Below are 18,969 nucleotides of genomic sequence, written 5' to 3'. Positions count from 1 at the left end.
GTCAGGACTCCAGCTGGTCGGCGAGGCCGCGCAGCACCTTGGCGAGCTTGTTGCCGTGGGCCTTGTCGGGCCGGTGGCCGCGGCGCAGCGAGTTCGAGACGTCGTCGAGCAGCTTGATGCTGTCCTCGATGACCGTGACGAGGTCCTCGGGCTTCATGCGGGCCTGCTCGCGCTTGCCGGCGCTGACGCTGGGCGCGGGCTCGAGGACGCGCACCGACAGCGCCTGCGCACCGCGCCGGCCCTCCACGATGCCGAACTCGACGCGGGTGCCGCCCTTGAGGGTGGTGACGCCCTCCGGGAGGGCGTTGGCGTGCAGGAACACGTCACCACCCTCGTCGTCGGAGAGGAAGCCGAAGCCCTTCTCCGCGTCGTACCACTTGACCTTGCCTGTAGGCACTGCCCACCTCTGCCTGTGAAAGAAGTCAAAAGAAGCTCGTGTTCGGCGCTGCTGGAAGTGCGCCTCACGCAAGGCTAACGTGTCGGGCCAAATCCATGAGCCGGTATGCCGCGTGGGCGGCACGCGCTCTCCGCCCCCTCGGAGGCGGCCGGGAAAACCGGTTGAGGGGCTGTCGGGGGCGTACGGGACGATGGCGGGCATGACCACACGCGGGGGAACCCGGGAGTTCTGGGCCCAGCTGCCGACCGAGGGCCGGTGGCTCCTGTCGACGGTCGCCATCCAGACCCTCGGCCGCGGCCTGACCCTGCCGTTCACGGTGATCTACCTGCACGAGGTCCGCGGCATCGAACTCGGCCTGTCGGGCCTGCTCATGTCGCTCATCGCGGTGTTCGCCCTGGCCGTCACCGGGCCCGGCGGCAGCCTCACCGACCGCCTGGGCGCCCGCGTCATGCTGCTGCTGGCCACGACTGCGCAGCTCGTCGGCTGCGTGGTCCTGGCCTTCGCGACGACGCCGCTGACGGTGGCCCTGGCCTTCCTGTTCCTCGGCTTCAGCTTCGGCATCTCGTGGCCGGCCTTCAACGCCCTGATCGCCGCGGTCGTCGACGGCTCGGCGCGCCAGCAGTACTTCGGCATCAACTTCGCGCTCGTCAACCTCGGCATCGGGGTGGGCGGCGTGGTCGGCGGCATCGTGGTCGACGTCGACCGCCCTGCGACGTTCACGGCGATCTTCCTCGCCGACGCCGTGTCGATGCTCGTGCCGATCGCGCTGCTGCTCGGCCCCCTGCGGCACGTGCACGGCCGCGCCGAGGCGCCCGAGCACGCCACCGGCGAGCCGGGCTCCTACCTCGCGATCCTCCGGCGGCCGGAGGTGCTGTGGCTGACGCTGCTGACCTTCGTCGCCACCTTCGTGGGCTACGGGCAGATGGAGGCCGGCATGCCGGCGTTCGCCCGCGGCGTCGCCGGCGTCTCCACGGAGGTGATCGGCTTCGCGTTCGCCATCAACACCGCGGTCATCGTCGGCCTGCAGTTCCTGGTGCTGGGCCGGATCAGCGGCAAGCGGCGCACGCGGGTCTTCATGGTGATGTCCGGGCTGTGGGCGGTCTCCTGGCTGTCCCTGGGCGTGGGCGGCGTCGTACCGGGATCCGTGGCGGCCAGCGCGGCGGTGCTGACCTTCATGAGCCTCTTCGCCCTCGGCGAGACCATGCTGCAGCCGACCATCCCGGCGATCACCAACGACCTCGCGCCCGACCACCTGCGGGGCCGCTACAACGCGATCAGCGCGGGCGCCTTCCAGGGCGGGACCATCCTCGGGCCCGTGGTGGCGGGCGTGCTCCTGCAGCACCGGCTCGCCGGGGTATACATCGCCCTGCTGGTGGGCGGCTGCGTCGGCATGGTCTGGCTGGCCCGCCTGCTCGAGCAGCGCATCACGCCGGCCGTCAACGGTCTCCACCGTGAGGCGGAGCTCCCGGAGGCCACGGGTGCGCCCGCCCGTGGCGCTGCCCCGGCTCCCGTCACCGAGCCCGTCACCGAGCACCTCGCCGCGCCCGGCACCGAGCCCGTCACCGAGCCCTTCACTGAGCCCCTGGCCGGGGCCTCAGCGGTGCACCACCAGACCCCACTGACCTGACCACTGCTCGCCGGGCTCGAGCACCACGAGGCCCTCACCGGAGTTGAACGCGTCCGCGGGACAGCTGAGCGGCTCGACCGCGACCCCGCGGACGCCGTCGACGCCGTGGTCCTCGCCCTTGTCGGTGAAGACCTGCACCCAGCCGAAGGAGCGGTCGCCCCACACCGACACGTCGGGGCGGTCGACGAGTCCGCCCACGCGGACCCGCCAGCGGCCGTCGTCGTCGCGGGACAGGCCGGTGAACGCGGTGTCCAGCCGGGTGGCGCCGAGTGGCCGCGCCCGGCGGAAGTCGTGGTCGTCCTGCTCGACCGGCGCGGCGCCGGTGGGCAGCTTGCGCTGGTCGTCGACCAGCACCTGCTCGACAGCCGGCACGGTCAGCACCACGTCGGAGAGGCTGGTGTCACCCAGGGCGATGTAGGGGTGGGCGCCGTAGCCGAAGGGCGCCCGGTCGGCACCGACGTTGTCCACGGTGGTGCTGACCTCCAGCCCGGCGGCCGACAGCTCGTAGCGGACGCTCAGGTCCAGCCGTCCCGACCAGCCCTGCTGTGGGTGCAGCCGGTAGCCGACCGTGAGGGCCGACTCCGACCGGTCGAGCACCGACCAGAGCGCCCAGCGCACCAGGCCGTGGCTGGCGTTGCCGCGGGCGGGCTCGGTGAGGGCGAGCTGCTGGTCGCGGCCGTCGAACCGGTAGCGGCCGTCGCGCAGCCGGTTGGGCCACGGCATGAGCAGCTGGCCCCGGCCCGAGCTCGCCATCCCGTCAGCGCCGTAGCCGGCGAGCACGTCGAGGCCACCGGCCGTGAGGGTGCGCAGGCCACCGCCGACCTCGACCACGGTGGCCTCGAGGTCGCCGTGGCGGATCGTCCACTGCTCGCCGCTGGGGTGCTCCTGCCGTGCCGCGTTCATGGCCGCAACCTACTGGCACCCCCACCGGCTCGCAGGGGGTGAGCCGGTGGGGGTGCGGTCCAGGAGGTCGGGGACGGGTGCGCTCAGCGGTTCACCATGGCAGAGAGCGTGTCGTCCCTCAGCGGTTCACCACGCGGATCTGCGTGGCCACCTTGTCGGCCTTGCGGGCCAGCACGACCACCTGGTCGTCCCTCTGCGGCTGCGTCGCCGAGATGCCGCGGACCCGGGTGGAGGCGTTCACGGCATACGTCTGCGCGTAGCCGTCGTCGCTGCGCACGGACACCGAGGTCGCACTGGCGGCGGTCACCGTGCCCCGCTGCACGGTCATGACGACGGCCTTGCCGTCGCTGCCGGTCACGGTGAGCTCGCCGTGCTGCACCCCGCCCAGCTGGCCGAGCATGCCGTTGCCGCGCGTCATCCCGCCGCCCAGGCCGTTGCCCTGCCCGTTGCCGTTGCCGTTCCCCGGGCCGGAGCGCGGACCCATGCCGGGCCCCATGCGGTTGCCGTCGTCGAACCGGCCGCCCGGCCCCCAGCCGTCGCGCTGGGAGGCGCGCTGACCGTGGTCGCCCCACAGGCCGACCGCACGGGTGGCCCCGAACGCGCCGACCGCCAGCACGCCGAGCAGCAGCACGCCGGCGAGGACGATGGCGATGCCGGTCGCGAGCTTGCCGCCGGTGGTGGAGGTGGCCTGGCGCCACAGCCCCGGACGGCGAGGTGGCGGACCGTAGGGCTGGTGTGGCTCACCCTGTGGCGGCCAGCCGCTCTGGGCCGGCGGCGGACCTGCCGGTGCACCGGGACCTGCCGCCCCCGGCGGCGGAGCGCCCTGACCCGCCGCGGCAGCCTGAGGGGGCTGCGATCGAGGGGGCTGGGCCGGCGGCATCGGCTGCGTCGGGTCAGGCATGGCGACTCCTTCCGTCGTCACCAGCATGGCCCCGCATCCTGTGAGGTCGATGGGAGGCGGCTGGAAGCCCACCACGAGTTACCGCCCACTGCGGCGAGGTGCTCGCATCCGTGCGCGACTACCGTTGGTCGGGTGCCCACCTCGTCGAACGCCGCCACCGACGTCGCCGACTCGGCGGCGCCGCAGCCGGTGCGGTCGCTGGCCGACGACATCCGCGGGCGCACTGACGACGAGCTGCGCGAGCTGCTCCAGCGCCGACCCGACCTCGCGCGACCGGCCCCCGCCGACCTGACCTCGCTGGCGGCGCGGGCCAGCACGCGAGCCAGCGTCCACCGTGCGCTCGACTCCCTCGACCGCGCGCACCTCCAGGTGCTGGAGGTGGCGGCCCTGCAGCTCGGCGCCCTCGACGAGGGGCTGCTGCTGACCCACCTCGGCGGCCCCGACGAGCACAGCGACGGACCCAGCGGCGAACCCGGCATGGGCGACCGCGTGCGGGGCCTGCTGCACAGCCTGTGGTCGTCGGCCCTGCTGTGGCGCGGCGCCGACGGACTGCACGTCACGCGGACGGCCGTCGAGGCGCTCGGCCCGCACATCGCGGGGCTCGGCCCGGCCGCCGCCGAGGTGCGCGGCACGACCCCAGCAGCGCTCGCCGACCCGGCACGCCTCGACGCCCTGCTAGCGTCGGCACCCGAGCCCGCCCGGGCCATCCTCGACCGGTTGACCTGGGGGCCGCCGCTGGCCGTACCGCCGACCCACGGCGCCGCGGGCAAGGTGGCCGAGGGCGCACGCTGGCTGCTCACCGAGGGCCTGCTGCTGGCGGTCTCGGCGGACCAGGTCGTGCTGCCCCGTGAGGTGGGCCTGCGGCTGCGGGGCGGGCGGTTGCACCGCGACCTGCTGCTCGGCCCACCGGCCGTCCAGGGCCGGTCCCACGACGCGCCCGTGGTGGACAGTGCCGCCGGCCAGCAGGTGAGCGACCTGCTCGTGCTGGTCGACGAGCTCGCAGCCGAGTGGGGGCCCCGCCCACCGCGCGTGCTGCGGGCCGGGGGCCTGGCGGTGCGCGACCTGCGCCGGCTGGCCCAGGTGCTCGACGTGCCCGAACGCCGCGCTGCCTTCGTCGCGGAGGTCGCGCTCGACGCGGGCCTCGTGGGCGACGACGGCTCGCTGGAGCCGGTGTGGGCACCGACCCCGGCCTACGACGACTGGCAGCAGCTGCCGGGGGCCTCCCGCTGGGCGAGGCTGGCCCAGGCCTGGCTGGTGTCGACGCGGGCCTCGCACCTGGTGGGTGGCACCCCGCCCGGCGGCTCGGGCACGGTGAACGCGCTCGGGCCCGACGTCTCCTGGCCGCCCGCGCGTGGGCTGCGCCGCGACGTGCTCGGCGAGCTCGAGCGGCTGCCCGAGGGCACGGCACCGGAGCGGGAGTCCGTCGTGCAGGCGCTGCGCTGGCGTCGGCCGCGACGGCTGCCCCCGACCGTCGACGCCGTGGTGGCCGCGGTGGCCGAGGAGGCCGAGTGGCTGGGCGTCACCGGCCGCGGCGCCCTCTCCCACGCAGGCCGAGCCCTGCTCGCCGACGCGGACGCCGACCGGCTCGCGGCGGCCATGCACGCGCACCTGCCGGCCCCGGTCGAGCACGTGCTGCTGCAGGCCGACCTGACGGCCATCGCTCCCGGCCCGCTCGAGGGCGGCCTGGCCCAGTTCATGCGCCTGGTCGCCGATGTCGAGTCCCGGGGCGGGGCCACCGTCTACCGGTTCACGCCCGACTCGGTGCGACGCTGCCTCGACGCCGGGTGGTCGGTCGACCAGGTGCTGGCGGCGCTCACCGACGCCAGCCACACCCCGCTCCCCCAGCCGTTGGACTACCTCGTGCGCGACGTCGCCCGGCGACACGGCCAGACCCGGGTCGGCTCGGTCGGCTCCTACGTCCGCTGCGACGACGAGGCCACCCTCACCGCCATGCTGGCCGACCGGGCGCTCAGCCCCCTGCAGCTGCGAAAGATCGCGCCCACCGTGCTGGTCTCGCCCGTCGGCGCCCCGACCGCGCTCGACTTCCTCCGCGACGCCGGCTACGCCCCGGCGGCCGAGTCCGCGGAGGGCGGCCTGCTCGTGCCCACGACCGGCCACCACCGCACCCCTCCGCGACGGAGCCAGCCGACCCCCACCATCCACACCGTCGACGACGACCTGGCCCGCACCCTGGTCGGCGCGCTGCGCGCCGGCGAGGAGGCGGCGGCATACCAGCGCGCGGAGCTCGCCTCGCGGCCGGGCCCGCCGCTGCCGAGCACCGACCCCACCACCACGCTCGCCGTGCTGCGGGAGGCCGCAGCCGACCGGCAGGGCGTCTGGATCGGCTACTCCGACGCCGCGGGCGGGGTGCAGCGGATGCTGTTCTACCCCGAGCGGGTCGAGGGAGGGCGGGTGCACGGCACGGCCGACGGCACGGCCCGCACCCTGTCGATCCACCGAGTGACCGGCGCCTCGGCGAACTAGCGGCCCGGTCTCCGCGAGGACCCGCGGGAACCGTCTGCGACGGGCGTCACCCCTACTCGGGGGATCCCGCCAGCGCCCGCACCACCCGCGACGGCGAGGGCCGTCCGAGCTGCCCGGCCATCCAGACGCTGGTCTCCACGAGCGACTCGAGGTCGACGCCGGTCTCGACGCCTGCGCCGTGCAGCGCCCAGACGAGGTCCTCGGTGGCGAGGTTGCCGGTGGCGCTCTTGGCGTAGGGACAGCCGCCGAGCCCGCCGGTCGAGGCGTCGACCACGGTGACACCGTGCCGCAGCGCGGTGAGGGTGTTGGCGAGCGCCTGCCCGTAGGTGTCGTGGAAGTGCACGCCCACCCGGTCGGCACCGATCCCGGCCGCGTCGAGGGCGTCGAGGAGGCGGCTGACGTGGCCGGTGGTGCCGACCCCGATGGTGTCGCCGAGCGAGAGCTGGTCGCAGCCGAGGTCCATGAGCCGCCGGGAGACCTCGACCACCTGCTCGACGGGCACCGGCCCCTCCCACGGGTCGCCGAAACACATGGACACGTAGGCGCGCACCCACAGCCCGGCCTCGCGCGCCCGGGCCACGACGGGGGCGAACATCTCCACCGACTCGGCCACCGTGCGGTTGAGGTTCTTGCGGGCGAAGGTCTCGGTGGCACTGCCGAAGATGGCCACCGCACCGACCCCTGCCTCCAGCGCCCGGTCGAGCCCGCGCTCGTTGGGCACCAGCACCGGGCGCCGCGGCCCGAGGCCGTCGTCACCGAGCAGCTGGAGCACCTCCGAGGCGTCGGCCAGCTGGGGCACCCACGACGGCGGCACGAACGACGTCGTCTCGATGGTCTCGAGGCCCGCGCCGGCCAAGCGGCGGATGAACTCCGCCTTCACCTCGGCGGGCACGACCGTCTTCTCGTTCTGCAGGCCGTCGCGCGGCCCGACCTCGTAGATCGTGATGCGCTGCGGCAGGTCGGAGGCGGGCTCGCGCTGCGGGGCTCTCATGCTCACCCGCCCGATCCTGCCACCATCACCGCGAGCAGGACCGCGAGCAGGACCGCGGTCCCGGTACGAGCGGCAGATATACGCTGGCTTCATGAGCGACACGCCTCGAGAGCCCGGCTCCGCCTCCGGCGAGGGCCCCGAGTACCGCGACCCCACCGCCCCGACGTGGGACGACGGCGACCGCACGGGGCAGGCCGGCCCGACCCCGTCGGGCTCCGAGGGCGCGTGGAGCTCCGGCGACCAGACCGAGGCCGTGCCGACCGACAACACCCAGCAGCTGCCCCCGCAGCCGCCGACGGCGTCCGACCAGCCGGGCGGCCAGAGCCCCTACGAGCAGCCGCCGAACCCCTACGGGCAGGCCCAGAACCCGTATGCCGCCGGTGCGCCGGGCGGGTACCCCACCAGCCGTCCCGGTCCCCCGCCCGCACCCGGGGCGCCCGGCACCGCCGGTGCCGGCTTCCCGCCAGGCCTCCCGCCGGCATACGGCCGGCCCGGCTACGGGCAGCCCGGCGGTCAGCAGCCCTACGGCCAGGTGGCGCCCTACGGCGGCCAGCCGGGCTACGCGCCCTCGCCGTACGCCCAGCCGCGCGGCACCACCAACACCTCGGCGATCGCCCTGCTCGTGGTCTCCGGCCTGTCGACCCTGGTCGGCTGCTTCTTCGCCATCCCCGCCCTGGTGCTCGGCATCATGGCGGTCGCGAAGCAGAACCAGTCGCCCGAGGAGGCGTCGAAGTTCACCCGTTGGGGCTGGATCGCCTACGCCATCGCGGTCGCGTTCGTGGTGATCGGCGGCATCATCGCCATCGCCATCATCGCCAGCACCAACACCAGTACGGGGTACTGAGCCGCGTGCCCGATGGCCCCCTGATCGTCCAGAGCGACAAGACGCTCCTGCTCGAGGTCGACCACCCGCGCGCCGAGGAGGCCCGACGGGCGATCGCCCCGTTCGCCGAGCTCGAACGCGCTCCCGAGCACATGCACACCTACCGGGTCACCCCGCTCGGCCTGTGGAACGCCCGCGCGGCCGGCCACGACGCCGAGCAGGTGGTCAACGCCCTGATCACCTACAGCCGGTATGCCGTGCCGCACGCGCTGCTCGTCGACGTCGCGGACACGATGGACCGGTACGGCCGCCTCACCCTGGAGAAGGACGACGAGCACGGACTGGTGCTGCGCACCACCGACCGGCCGGTGCTCGAGGAGGTCCTGCGGCACAAGAAGATCAAGCCGCTGGTCGGTGACCGCATCGACGACGACCGCGTGGTCGTGCACCCCTCGGAGCGGGGCCACCTCAAGCAGGAGCTGCTCAAGGTCGGCTGGCCGGCCGAGGACGAGGCGGGCTACGTCGACGGCGAGGCGCACCGCATCGACCTCGACCAGGACGGCTGGTCCCTGCGGCCGTACCAGCAGCAGGCGGTCGACGGGTTCTGGCACGGCGGGTCCGGCGTGGTGGTGCTCCCCTGCGGAGCAGGCAAGACGCTGGTCGGTGCCGGTGCCATGGCCCAGGCGAAGGCGACGACCCTCATCCTCGTCACCAACACCGTCTCGGCGCGGCAGTGGCGCGACGAGCTGGTCAAGCGGACGTCGCTCACCGCGGACGAGATCGGCGAGTACTCCGGCGCCCGCAAGGAGGTCCGGCCGGTCACCATCGCGACCTACCAGGTGCTCACCACGAAGCGGAAGGGCGCCTACACCCACCTCGACCTGCTCGACGCCCGCGACTGGGGCCTCATCGTCTACGACGAGGTGCACCTGCTCCCCGCGCCGATCTTCCGGATGACCGCGGACCTGCAGGCCCGGCGGCGGCTCGGCCTGACCGCCACGCTGGTGCGCGAGGACGGCCGGGAGGCCGACGTCTTCTCGCTCATCGGCCCCAAGCGCTACGACGCGCCGTGGAAGGACATCGAGGCGCAGGGCTACATCGCGCCCGCCGACTGCGTCGAGGTGCGGGTCACGCTCCCGAACTCCGAGCGGTTGGCCTACGCCACGGCCGAGGCGGAGGACCGCTACCGCCTGGCCTCGTGCACCCCGGCCAAGAACCCGGTCATCGAGCGGATCGTCAAGCGGCACCAGGGTGAGCCGACGCTGGTCATCGGCCAGTACCTCGACCAGCTCGACGAGCTCGCCGGCCGCCTCGGGGCCCAGGTCATCACCGGCCAGACGAGCGTGACCGAGCGGCAGAAGCTGTTCCAGGCGTTCCGCACCGGCGAGATCGACCTGCTCGTGGTCTCGAAGGTCGCCAACTTCTCGATCGACCTGCCCGAGGCGTCGGTGGCCATCCAGGTCTCCGGGACCTTCGGGTCACGCCAGGAGGAGGCCCAGCGCCTCGGCCGGGTGCTGCGGCCCAAGGGTGACGGGCGCACGGCGCACTTCTACACGGTGGTCTCCCGCGACACCGTCGACGCGGAGTTCGCCGCCCACCGGCAGCGGTTCCTGGCCGAGCAGGGCTACGCCTACCGGATCATCGACGCCGACGACCTGACCTGAGCCGTCGCGAACCCGGCCACGCGGCATCCCCGCCTCCGTCGCGAACCCGGCCATGCGGCATACCCGCTGGCAAGCGCCGTTGGTGGCCGCAGGCGTCAGGCGAGGGAGAGGAAGAGCTTCTCCAGCTTCTCCTTGTCGAGCGCCGCCTCGTCGCCGGCCACGATGCACTGCTGCAGGTTGGTCGCGATGATGGCGAACCCGGCCTTGTCGAGCGCCCGCGAGACGGCGGCGAGCTGGGTGACCACGTCGGTGCACTCACGGCCCTCCTCGATCATCCGGATCACCCCGCCGAGCTGCCCCTGGGCGCGGCGAAGCCGGTTGAGGGCGGCGGTGAGGGTGTCGGGATCGACGTTCATGGGCTCTCCTTGTTCTGGCAGGCGACTCCTATTGAACCGCGTCGGGGTCTCCTCGCATTCCTCGCACTGTGGACATGCTCTCAGCGCGCTGTCAGGAAACTCCCAGCGATCGGGGAGAGACTGGCAGGGTGAACAGCACCCCCGAGGCCCGTCTGCTGGTGGTCGAGGACGAGCCGAACATCCGTGAGCTGCTGGCCACCTCGCTCCGCTTCGCCGGCTTCGAGGTGCAGGTGGCCGGCGACGGCGGCACCGCGATCCGGGTGGCCTCGGAGCAGCAGCCCGACCTCGTGGTGCTCGACGTCATGCTGCCCGACATGGACGGCTTCACCGTCACCCGCCGGCTGCGTGAGGCGGGGCGCCAGCTGCCCATCGTCTTCGTCACCGCCCGCGACTCCCTCGACGACAAGGTCAAGGGCCTGACCGTCGGCGGCGACGACTACGTCACCAAGCCGTTCAGCCTCGAGGAGGTCGTCGCCCGCATCCGCGCCGTGCTGCGCCGCACGCGCGGGGAGCTCGACGAGAGCGCCGCCCTGCGGTTCGAGGACCTCGAGCTCGACGAGGACAGCCACGAGGTGCGCCGCGGGGACCGGGTCATCGACGTCTCCCCCACCGAGTTCAAGCTGCTGCGCTACCTCATGCTCAACCCCAACCGGGTGCTGTCGAAGGCGCAGATCCTCGACCACGTCTGGGACTACGACTTCCGCGGCGAGTCCGGCATCGTCGAGTCCTACATCTCCTACCTGCGCCGCAAGATCGACATCGACGGCCTGCCGCCGCTGATCCACACCAAGCGCGGCGTCGGCTACGTGCTCCGCCGCCTGCCGGAGTCCTGAGGTGTCCCGCGAGGCGCCCGCCCGGACCACGGGGGCGCCGGACGCGCCCGGTTCACCCGGCGGCGCCCCGGCCGGTCAGACCGGCCCGCCCCCTGGACCCACGGCTCCGGCCGCCTCGCCACGCCCGCGCCCGTCCCTGCCGGCGCGGGTGACCCGCCGCCTCGAGGCCCTGCCGCTGAGGGTCCGGCTGGTCGCCATCCTCATGGTGCTCCTCGTGCTGGCCCTGGTGCTGACCGCGTCGGCGACCGCGGTCCTGATGCGCCGCGACCTCATCGCGCGGGTCGACGAGGACCTGCAGCGCGCCAAGATCCCGGTCGCCCAGCAGGCCGTCGACCGGATCGCCCGCGAGAGCAACCAGGCCCTGCCCGGCACCTACGCCGTGTTCTTCCTGCCCACCGACGGCAGCCAGGCCATCGCCGTCTACCCCCCGAACGAGCCCCTGCACCCCGCCATTCCTCCGCTCCCGGTGAACGACGCCCGGGTGCGCACCGGCCACCCGTTCACCGTCGGCTCCACCAACGGCACGACCAGCTGGCGGGTGGTCGCCGGCCCGGTCCGCGGCGGCGCGTTCACCTACGCCGTGGCGGTGTCGCTCCGGTCGGTCGACCGCACCGTGCGCCGGCTCGTGCTCGTGGAGCTGCTCATCGGCCTGGCGGTCACCCTCGCCTGCGGCGTGCTGGGCTGGTATGCCGTGCGGCGGGCCTTCCGCCCGCTCTCCCAGATCGAGGACACGGCCGCCGCCATCGCCGCCGGAGACCTCGGCCGGCGCATCCCCACCCGGGCGGCGAAGGACGAGGTGACCTCGCTGTCGCGGTCGCTGAACTCGATGCTGTCGCAGATCGAGCAGTCCTTCGCCGTGCGCGAGGCCTCCGAGGAGCGGATGCGGCAGTTCGTCGCCGACGCCTCGCACGAGCTGCGCACCCCGCTGGCCACGGTGCGCGGCTACGCCGAGCTCTACCGACAGGGCGCCGTGAGCAAGCCGGAGGACGTCGCGAGCGCGATGGGACGCATCGAGAGCGAGGCCGGCCGGATGAGCGGTCTGGTGGAGGACCTGCTCCTGCTCGCCAGGCTCGACGACCACCGGCCGATGGAGATCACCGACGTCGACCTGACCGTGCTGGCGGCCGACGCCGTCTCGGACGCCGGGGCCCTCGACCCCACGCGACGGGTCTCGCTGCTGGGGCTGTCCGGGCAGCTCGAGCCCACCGTGGTGCCGGGCGACGACGGCAAGCTGCGGCAGGTGCTCACCAACCTCGTCGGCAACGCCCTCAACCACACCCCCGCCGGCACACCGGTCGAGGTCGTCGTCGGCGTGCGACCGGGCACCGACCGTGCTGTCCTTGAGGTGAGGGACCACGGCCCGGGCGTCGACCCGGCGTCGGCGCGCCGCGTCTTCGAGCGGTTCTACCGGGCCGACCCCTCGCGAACTCGGGCGACAGGGGGCGGCAATGGCCTGGGGCTGGCGATCGTGGCAGCGATCGTCGGCGCGCACCACGGGAAGGTCGGCGTCGCCCAGACCCGCGGTGGCGGAGCCACGTTCGTCGTGGAGCTGCCCACAGGAAACTCCCAGCAAGCGCCCAGAGGCCTCTGACCTTGTCCCGGTTCACTGGTAGCAGTCGATGAAGGAGCGCAGCCAGATGAGCCAGACCCACCACGACCAGCAGACCGGAACGGTGCCCTCCGGCACCACCCCGGGCGACGTCCAGGTCGACCGCACCGCCGAGATCCGCCGCGACGCGACCCAGCCCGTCTGGTACGGCACCTCTGCCCCCGGCGCCCCCACGGAGGGGCCCGACACCCGGCAGGGGCAGCCGCAGTACGTCTCGCCCTCCTCGGCCACCGAGCCCACCTTCCAGTCCCCCTACGGCTCCTCGCCCCAGGTGCCCGCCGGCAGCCCCACGGGCTACCCCGGGGGCTACCCCGGCAGCCATGGTGACCGGCAGGGTGGCCACTCCCCCTACGGCGACCCCACGGCATACCAGCCGTTCGGCGCCTCCCAGACCCCGGCTGGACCGCCCCCGCCCGCCTCACCGCGGGATGGGGCAGAGCCTGCCCAGCCGGCCAAGTCCCGTCGCTGGGCGGAGCTGACCGCGGTGGCGGCACTCGCCGCCGTGCTGGCCAGCGGCGGCACCTATGCCGCGACCCAGCTGGACGGGAACTCGCAGACGTCCTCCACTGCGGGCTCCTCGTCCAGCCTGGGTCGCGGCACCACCGACCAGGCGCCGGTGAAGCAGGCCGACCCCAACAACCCGAACTGGACGACCACCGCGTCGGCCGTCTCCCCGAGCGTCGTCGCGATCACCGTGCAGGCGCAGGGCGGCACCGGTCAGGGCTCCGGCGTCGTCATCGACGGCAAGGGCCACGTCCTCACCAACAACCACGTGGTGGCCAGCGGTGGCTCGGGTGCCCAGATCAGCGTCACGCTGAGCGACGGCCGCAGCTTCGACGCGACGGTGGCCGGCACCGACCCGAGCACGGACCTCGCGGTGCTGACCCTCAAGAACCCGCCGGACAACCTGAAGCCCATCGCGCTCGGCGACTCGAGCGCGCTCAAGGTGGGCGACCCGGTGATGGCGGTGGGCAACCCGCTCGGTCTGGCCGGCACGGTCACGACCGGCATCGTCAGCGCCCTCGACCGCCCGGTCACGACGAGCGGCGACGAGAGCTCCAGCCAGTCCGACCCGGTGGTGACCAACGCGATCCAGACGTCGGCGGCCATCAACCCCGGCAACAGTGGTGGCGCCCTGGTCAACGCCAGCGGCCAGCTGGTCGGCATCAACAGCTCGATCGCGACGCTCGGCGCCTCCCAGGGGTCGCAGAGCGGCAGCATCGGCATCGGCTTCGCCATCCCGGTCAACGAGGCCAAGTCGATCGCCAGCCAGCTGATCGCCAAGGGCTCGGCCCAGCACGCCCTGCTCGGCGTGACCTCCCGTGACGGCACCGCCTCCGACGGCAGCGCCCAGCGCGCAGGTGCCCAGATCGCCGAGGTGCAGCCCGGCACGCCGGCCGCGGAGGCCGGGCTCCGCAGCGGTGACGTGGTCATCGCGGTCGACGGCGCCCGGGTCGACTCCTCGCTCTCGCTGGTCGCGCAGATCCGCGAGCGCACCGTCGGCGACAAGGTCACCCTGACCGTGCTGCGCGGCGGCAAGGAGCTCAAGCTCAGCGCCACCCTGACGGCCAAGAGCAGCAGCCAGTAGCCCTCCCCCAGCGCGGTGCGGCCCCGCATCCCCCTCACCCCCGGGGCCGCACCGCGCCCCTGTGCCCGGAACCGGCACAGGGAGCGCCGTGCCACCAGAGCCGGTCGCGCTCGGGCCACCTCGCGTGGCAAGGTGGCTCCTTGTGTCTGTCGCGCCGGAGCTGAGGAAAGAGCAGGAGTACCTCGCAGCCGCCCGGGAGGCGCTGCGGCGGATGCGGGAGCAGACGCTCTCGCTCCAGGTGCAGGCCCACGACCCGATCTCGGCGGAGCACCTCGCCCGGACGCTGCACCTGCGGGCCGCCTCGCTGGCCGACGACCCGACCACCACCTTGTTCTTCGGCCGGGTCGACACCGACCAGGGTGAGCGCTGGTACATCGGGCGGCGCCACGTCGCCGACACCTCGGGCGACCCCCTGGTCATCGACTGGCGGGCGCAGATGTCCACCGCGTTCTACCGCGCCTCACGGTCCGAGCCGATGCACGTCACCCTGCGTCGCCGGTTCGGCCTCGACCGGGGCGCCATCACGGCCTACGAGGACGAGCACCTCCAGGACCGCGCCGAGCAGGAGGCTCGCAGCCGCATCCTGGCCGAGGAGATCGAGCGGCCCCGCGTCGGACCGATGCGCGACATCGTCGCCACCATCCAGCCGGAGCAGGACGAGATCGTGCGCGCCGGCGCGGAGCAGACGATCTGCGTGCAGGGGGCACCGGGCACCGGCAAGACCGCGGTGGGCCTGCACCGCGCCGCCTGGCTCCTCTACGCCTTCCGTGACCGGCTCGCGCGCTCCGGCGTGCTCGTCATCGGGCCCAACCGCGCCTTCCTCGAGCACATCGGGGCCGTGCTCCCCGCCCTCGGTGAGGTCGCCGTCGGCCACACCACCATCGAGGAGCTCGTCGCGAGCGTGCCGGTCCGCGGGGTCGACAGCACGGAAACCGCTGTGCTCAAAGGCGATGCGCGCTTGGCCGAGGTGCTCCGCCGAGCGGTGTGGTCGCGCGTCGGAAGGGCGTCGGAGGCGCTGGTGGTGCCGCGCGGATCACGCAAGTGGCGCGTGCCGGCATACGAGGTCAACGGGATCATCGACGAGCTCGCCTCCCGCGGAGTGCGCTACGACGCCGCCCGGCAGATGCTGCCGCAGCGGCTGGCCCACGCCGTGCTGCTGCAGATGGAGCGGGCCGGCGACAGCCCCGACGACCGGGTGCAGGACAGCGTCGCCCGGTCCAGCATCGTCAAGCGCTACGTCCAGTCGCTCTGGCCGGCGCTCGACCCGCGGGCGGTGCTCTTCGAGCTGCTCTCCGACCCTTCGGCCCTGGCCACCCACGCCGGGAACCTGCTCACCGAGGACGAGCAGCAGGTCCTCCTGTGGGACAAGGCTCCTCGCAGCAAGGGCGCGGCTCGGTGGTCGGTGGCCGACGCCGTGCTGCTCGACGAGCTGGCTGACCACCTCGAGCGCACGCCGAGCCTCGGGCACGTCGTGCTCGACGAGGCGCAGGACCTCTCCCCGATGCAGCTGCGTGCGGTCGGCCGTCGGTGCACCACCGGCGCCGCGACCGTGCTCGGGGACATCGCCCAGGGCACCACGCCCTGGGCGACCGACTCCTGGGAGGAGTCGCTGGAGCACCTCGGCAAGCCGGGCAGCCACGTCGAGGTCCTCGACCGCGGCTTCCGGGTGCCGGCCAGTGTGATCGAGTATGCCGCCCAGCTGCTGCCGCACATGGCCGCCGGTCTGGGGGCGCCGGTCTCGGTGCGCGAGAACCCCGGTCGGCTCACCATCTCGGGCACCGCACCGGGCGAGGCCCTGGCGCGGGTGGTCGACGTCGTGACCGCCGAGGTCGCCGAGCCCGGCTCCGTCGGGGTCATCGCACCTGACGCACAGGTCGAGGCGGTCTCGAAGGCCTTGAGCGACAAGGGAATCGAGCACGGGGTGCTCGGCCGCGACCACGGCGACGTGGAGCACCAGGTCGACGTCGTGCCGGCCAGCGTCGCCAAGGGCCTCGAGTTCGACCGGGTCGTGGTGCTCGAACCGGCGGCCATCGCGGCGGCCGAGCCCGACGAGCGCACCGGGCTACGGCGCCTCTACGTCGTGCTCACCCGCGCCGTCTCGGCTCTGACCGTCGTGCACAGCGAACCCCTGCCGGCAGCCCTCAGCGCCTGAGTCCTGCACGGGGGTGAGCTGGGCCTACTGCGTCCGGCCGATCCCGGTCGCGCCTTCCTGCGCCACCCTCGGTCGTTGCGGCCGAACGTGCCGCCAGGGGAACTCAGGAGGGAAGAACGACATGCGCATGTCACGACGACTGGCGCTCGGTGGCCTTGCCGCCGCAACGAGCATCGTGCTGACGGCTGGTGCCGGCCTGGCACACGAGTGCACCAACCTCGACAAGAAGGCCGGCGCGGGGGCCCAGCTCATCTTCGGCCCGGACGGCGGCATCGAGTACATCAGCAAGGGCCTGCAGACCCGCATCAACCAGGGCCTGGTCGACTTCGAGACCGGTGCGGGCTTCAGCGGCATCATCGCGTTCGACGACAACGGCGACGGCGTGGCCGACGGCTTCACCTGGATCGTCACGCCCGACGGCGAGATCCCGGAGCAGGCCCAGTGGCGGGGCTCGGTCTGCCACGGCGTCATCAACTTCGAGACCGCCGTCACGACCTGCGCCGCCGGCTGAGTCCAGCCCTCGACCGGCCTTCCACAGCGGGGCCGGCGCGTCTGCCAGACTGCGGACGTGCCGGCCCTCCTGACGTGGTGGAAGCTCGACATCGCCACCCTGGCCCCTGAGGCCCACTCCGACGCCGTCGAGGCCATCGGACGCGACCTGCTGCAGCGGCTCGAGGAGCCGCACCGCAGCTACCACAGCGCCCGCCACGTCGTGGAGATGTATGCCGCGGTCGAGGAGCTCGAGCGGGAAGGCGTCGTCACCGAGCGGGAGGCAGCACTGGCCGGCGTGGCCGCCTGCTTCCACGACGCGGTCTACGACCCGCAGGCCCCGCCCGGCGCGAACGAGGTCGACAGTGCCGCCCTCGCGGTGCGCTGCCTCATGGCCCTCGGCCTCGACGCCGGTGACGTCGAGCAGGTGCGTCGCCTGGTGCTGGCCACCGAGCGGCACGAGGCACCCCTCGACGACGGGCTCGACGCGGCGTTCCACGACGCCGACCTGTGGATCCTGGCCGCTCCCGAGGAGCGCTTCGACGAGTACTGCGCGCAGGTGCGACAGGAGTATGCCGCCGTGCCCGACGCTGCCTACGCCGCTGGACGGACGGCGCTGCTCGAGCCGTTCCTGCGACGGGACACCGTCTACGCGACGCGGCACGGCCGACGGGTGTGGGGCGAGCGGGCCCGGGTCAACGTGGCCCGCGAGCTGGCCCGGCTCAGCGGCTGACGCGTCACCCCTTCCGGAGGCGTCCGGTCAGCCGAACAGCGCGGCGGCCACCGGCCACCAGAACGCCGAGCCGCACAGCGCCTCGAGCTCCGGGAAGGTCACCCAGCGCCAGCGGGTGACGTCGTCGGCGCTGCCGCACAACGGAGGCGCGTCGGCGTCGATGCGGGTCTGGAAGACCTGCAGGCATCCCCCGGCCTGTGGCCAGCGACCGGGCGTCAGCGGCGTGAAGCGCTCGACGCCACAAGGCTGGAGGGCCTGCCCGTCGAGGACCAGCCCGGTCTCCTCGAGCACCTCGCGCACCACCGTCTGCCGCGGGGTCTCACCCTCCTCGCGGCCGCCTCCCGGTGAGGCCCACTCCTGTCGGCGGGGGCTGTAGACCACGGCGAACCGACCCGACCTGTCGCGCAGGAACACCAGCGCCGCGAAGACCTCCTGGTCGGGCGCCGCGACGTCGGAGAGCACGAGCTCGACCGCGGCACGGCTGCCGTCGGCGAACGCCACCTCGGGCAGGCTCGCCAGCGTCCGGCCGCTCCGGTCGCCCTGCTCGCCGTGGTGGCCCAGGTCGCTCACCCGTGCCGGCCCGGATGGCTGAAGAACTCCGGCAGCAGCGGCCACCAGTGCCGCTCCGACAGGTGGTCCGCCGCCTCGTCGAGGCCCAGCCAGTGGCCGCGGCCGAAGGGGACACCGGGGTCCACCACCTGGTGGAAGACGGCGAAGCACGCGCGGGGTGCGGGCCAGGGGTAGCCCGCAGGTGGCTCCGGCACGGTGTTGCGCACGTAGCCGACGAGCTCGGTCGGGGCGACCTCACCGACGGCTTCCACCTGGAGGTGCTGCACCGCGTCGGCGACACTCCGGCCCGAGACACGGTCGACGGTCACGCTGGGCAGGTCGAGCCCGCCGTCGGGGCGCTGCACCACGAGCACGGATCCGGCCGACTGGACGAGCACGCGCACCACCACCGTGTCGGCCGGGGGCTCCTGCTGCCTTGACGCGATGACGTCGGCCCGGCTGCCCGGCGGCAGCCAGGCCGGGGCGGGGTGGCTCACCAGCACGCGCTCGTGGCGGCGCTTGGGGATGCGCAGCCCGCTGGCCCGCAGGCGGCGCACCAGCTCGCGCCCCTCCACGGGGTGGGCGCCGGCGGCGACCAGCGCGGCATACCGCTCCTCCGGCACGTCGTAGTGGTCGCCCTCGAACCCGCGGCGCGGCAGCCCGGCCGCCTCGGCGAAACGGTGCAGCTCCTCGTAGGAGGTGTCGCTGACCAGGTGCGACCACAGCCGTCCGTGGGCGGGCCACGCCGGCGGGTCGATCCAGATGGTCACGGTGCGACCGTAGCCGCTCGCCCGTCGTGGAGCACCCCTGTGGACAACGCGGCGGCGGTCTCCCGGCCTGCGCCTACCGTCGACGCATCGGCCCGACCCT

Annotated in this window: 17 protein-coding genes; 10 read left to right on the top strand and 7 right to left on the bottom strand. The window is 73.6% G+C overall.

Annotation, left to right across the window (positions count from 1 at the left end):
* Nucleotide 1 precedes the first annotated feature (1 nt).
* Nucleotides 2-397, bottom strand: a complete 396-nt coding sequence (locus tag BMW78_RS15450) for a cold-shock protein (protein ID WP_091761585.1) — start codon at nucleotides 395-397, stop codon at nucleotides 2-4.
* 199 nt (nucleotides 398-596) lie between these two features.
* Between BMW78_RS15450 and BMW78_RS15445 the strand changes: the two genes are divergently transcribed.
* Complete coding sequence (locus BMW78_RS15445; protein WP_091761583.1) at nucleotides 597-2,024, top strand: MFS transporter; 1,428 nt, start codon at nucleotides 597-599, stop codon at nucleotides 2,022-2,024.
* On the opposite strand, the gene BMW78_RS15440 is transcribed toward BMW78_RS15445, so the two are convergent.
* Both BMW78_RS15440 and BMW78_RS20530 read right to left on the bottom strand, forming a co-directional pair.
* Nucleotides 1,992-2,927, bottom strand: coding sequence for an aldose 1-epimerase family protein (locus BMW78_RS15440; protein ID WP_091761581.1), 936 nt, complete (start codon nucleotides 2,925-2,927; stop codon nucleotides 1,992-1,994). The genes BMW78_RS15445 and BMW78_RS15440 overlap by 33 nt on opposite strands.
* A gap of 118 nt (nucleotides 2,928-3,045) precedes the next feature.
* On the bottom strand, nucleotides 3,046-3,828 hold the full coding sequence (locus BMW78_RS20530; RefSeq protein ID WP_143056292.1) for a hypothetical protein: 783 nt from the start codon (nucleotides 3,826-3,828) through the stop codon (nucleotides 3,046-3,048).
* Nucleotides 3,829-3,960: 132 nt separating this feature from the next.
* Here BMW78_RS20530 and BMW78_RS15435 point away from each other — a divergent pair, with 132 nt between their 5' ends.
* Nucleotides 3,961-6,312 (top strand): helicase-associated domain-containing protein, encoded by a 2,352-nt coding sequence (locus BMW78_RS15435; RefSeq protein ID WP_143056291.1) that lies wholly within the window; start codon nucleotides 3,961-3,963, stop codon nucleotides 6,310-6,312.
* Nucleotides 6,313-6,364: 52 nt separating this feature from the next.
* On the opposite strand, the gene BMW78_RS15430 is transcribed toward BMW78_RS15435, so the two are convergent.
* On the bottom strand, nucleotides 6,365-7,303 hold the full coding sequence (locus tag BMW78_RS15430) for a hydroxymethylglutaryl-CoA lyase (RefSeq protein ID WP_091761950.1): 939 nt from the start codon (nucleotides 7,301-7,303) through the stop codon (nucleotides 6,365-6,367).
* Nucleotides 7,304-7,394: 91 nt separating this feature from the next.
* Here BMW78_RS15430 and BMW78_RS15425 point away from each other — a divergent pair, with 91 nt between their 5' ends.
* A complete protein-coding gene (locus tag BMW78_RS15425; RefSeq protein ID WP_091761577.1) occupies nucleotides 7,395-8,147 on the top strand; it encodes a DUF4190 domain-containing protein in 753 nt (250 codons plus the stop codon).
* Between the two features lie 5 nt (nucleotides 8,148-8,152).
* Complete coding sequence (locus tag BMW78_RS15420) at nucleotides 8,153-9,790, top strand: DNA repair helicase XPB (protein WP_091761575.1); 1,638 nt, start codon at nucleotides 8,153-8,155, stop codon at nucleotides 9,788-9,790.
* Between the two features lie 95 nt (nucleotides 9,791-9,885).
* Here the strand turns inward: BMW78_RS15420 and BMW78_RS15415 are convergent, their stop codons facing one another.
* On the bottom strand, nucleotides 9,886-10,146 hold the full coding sequence (locus BMW78_RS15415; protein WP_091761573.1) for a metal-sensitive transcriptional regulator: 261 nt from the start codon (nucleotides 10,144-10,146) through the stop codon (nucleotides 9,886-9,888).
* 128 nt (nucleotides 10,147-10,274) lie between these two features.
* On the opposite strand from BMW78_RS15415, the gene BMW78_RS15410 reads away from it, so the two are divergent.
* From BMW78_RS15410 to BMW78_RS15385, 6 genes are all read left to right on the top strand, one after another.
* Complete coding sequence (locus tag BMW78_RS15410) at nucleotides 10,275-10,979, top strand: response regulator transcription factor (protein WP_281247092.1); 705 nt, start codon at nucleotides 10,275-10,277, stop codon at nucleotides 10,977-10,979.
* 148 nt (nucleotides 10,980-11,127) lie between these two features.
* Complete coding sequence (locus BMW78_RS15405; protein WP_245735896.1) at nucleotides 11,128-12,570, top strand: sensor histidine kinase; 1,443 nt, start codon at nucleotides 11,128-11,130, stop codon at nucleotides 12,568-12,570.
* Between the two features lie 46 nt (nucleotides 12,571-12,616).
* Complete coding sequence (locus tag BMW78_RS15400; RefSeq protein ID WP_091761570.1) at nucleotides 12,617-14,176, top strand: trypsin-like peptidase domain-containing protein; 1,560 nt, start codon at nucleotides 12,617-12,619, stop codon at nucleotides 14,174-14,176.
* 142 nt (nucleotides 14,177-14,318) lie between these two features.
* The gene (locus tag BMW78_RS15395) at nucleotides 14,319-16,328 is read left to right on the top strand and encodes a HelD family protein (protein ID WP_245735895.1); all 2,010 of its coding nucleotides are present in this window, start codon (nucleotides 14,319-14,321) and stop codon (nucleotides 16,326-16,328) included.
* A gap of 127 nt (nucleotides 16,329-16,455) precedes the next feature.
* Nucleotides 16,456-16,839, top strand: a complete 384-nt coding sequence (locus BMW78_RS15390; protein WP_143056290.1) for a hypothetical protein — start codon at nucleotides 16,456-16,458, stop codon at nucleotides 16,837-16,839.
* A 57-nt stretch (nucleotides 16,840-16,896) separates the two neighbouring features.
* On the top strand, nucleotides 16,897-17,550 hold the full coding sequence (locus tag BMW78_RS15385) for an HD domain-containing protein (protein ID WP_091761564.1): 654 nt from the start codon (nucleotides 16,897-16,899) through the stop codon (nucleotides 17,548-17,550).
* Nucleotides 17,551-17,577: 27 nt separating this feature from the next.
* Here the strand turns inward: BMW78_RS15385 and BMW78_RS20525 are convergent, their stop codons facing one another.
* A complete protein-coding gene (locus BMW78_RS20525; RefSeq protein ID WP_177180427.1) occupies nucleotides 17,578-18,120 on the bottom strand; it encodes an NUDIX hydrolase in 543 nt (180 codons plus the stop codon).
* Nucleotides 18,117-18,869, bottom strand: coding sequence for a DUF4031 domain-containing protein (locus BMW78_RS20520; RefSeq protein ID WP_143056288.1), 753 nt, complete (start codon nucleotides 18,867-18,869; stop codon nucleotides 18,117-18,119). Before BMW78_RS20520 ends, BMW78_RS20525 begins: the two co-directional genes overlap by 4 nt.
* Nucleotides 18,870-18,969: the final 100 nt, after the last annotated feature.

This window comes from Pedococcus cremeus (genome assembly GCF_900111375.1).
Lineage (GTDB): Bacteria > Actinomycetota > Actinomycetes > Actinomycetales > Dermatophilaceae > Pedococcus_A > Pedococcus_A cremeus.
The sequence above is the reverse complement of the archived record's forward strand: the minus strand, read 5'-3'. Positions and strand labels throughout refer to the sequence as shown.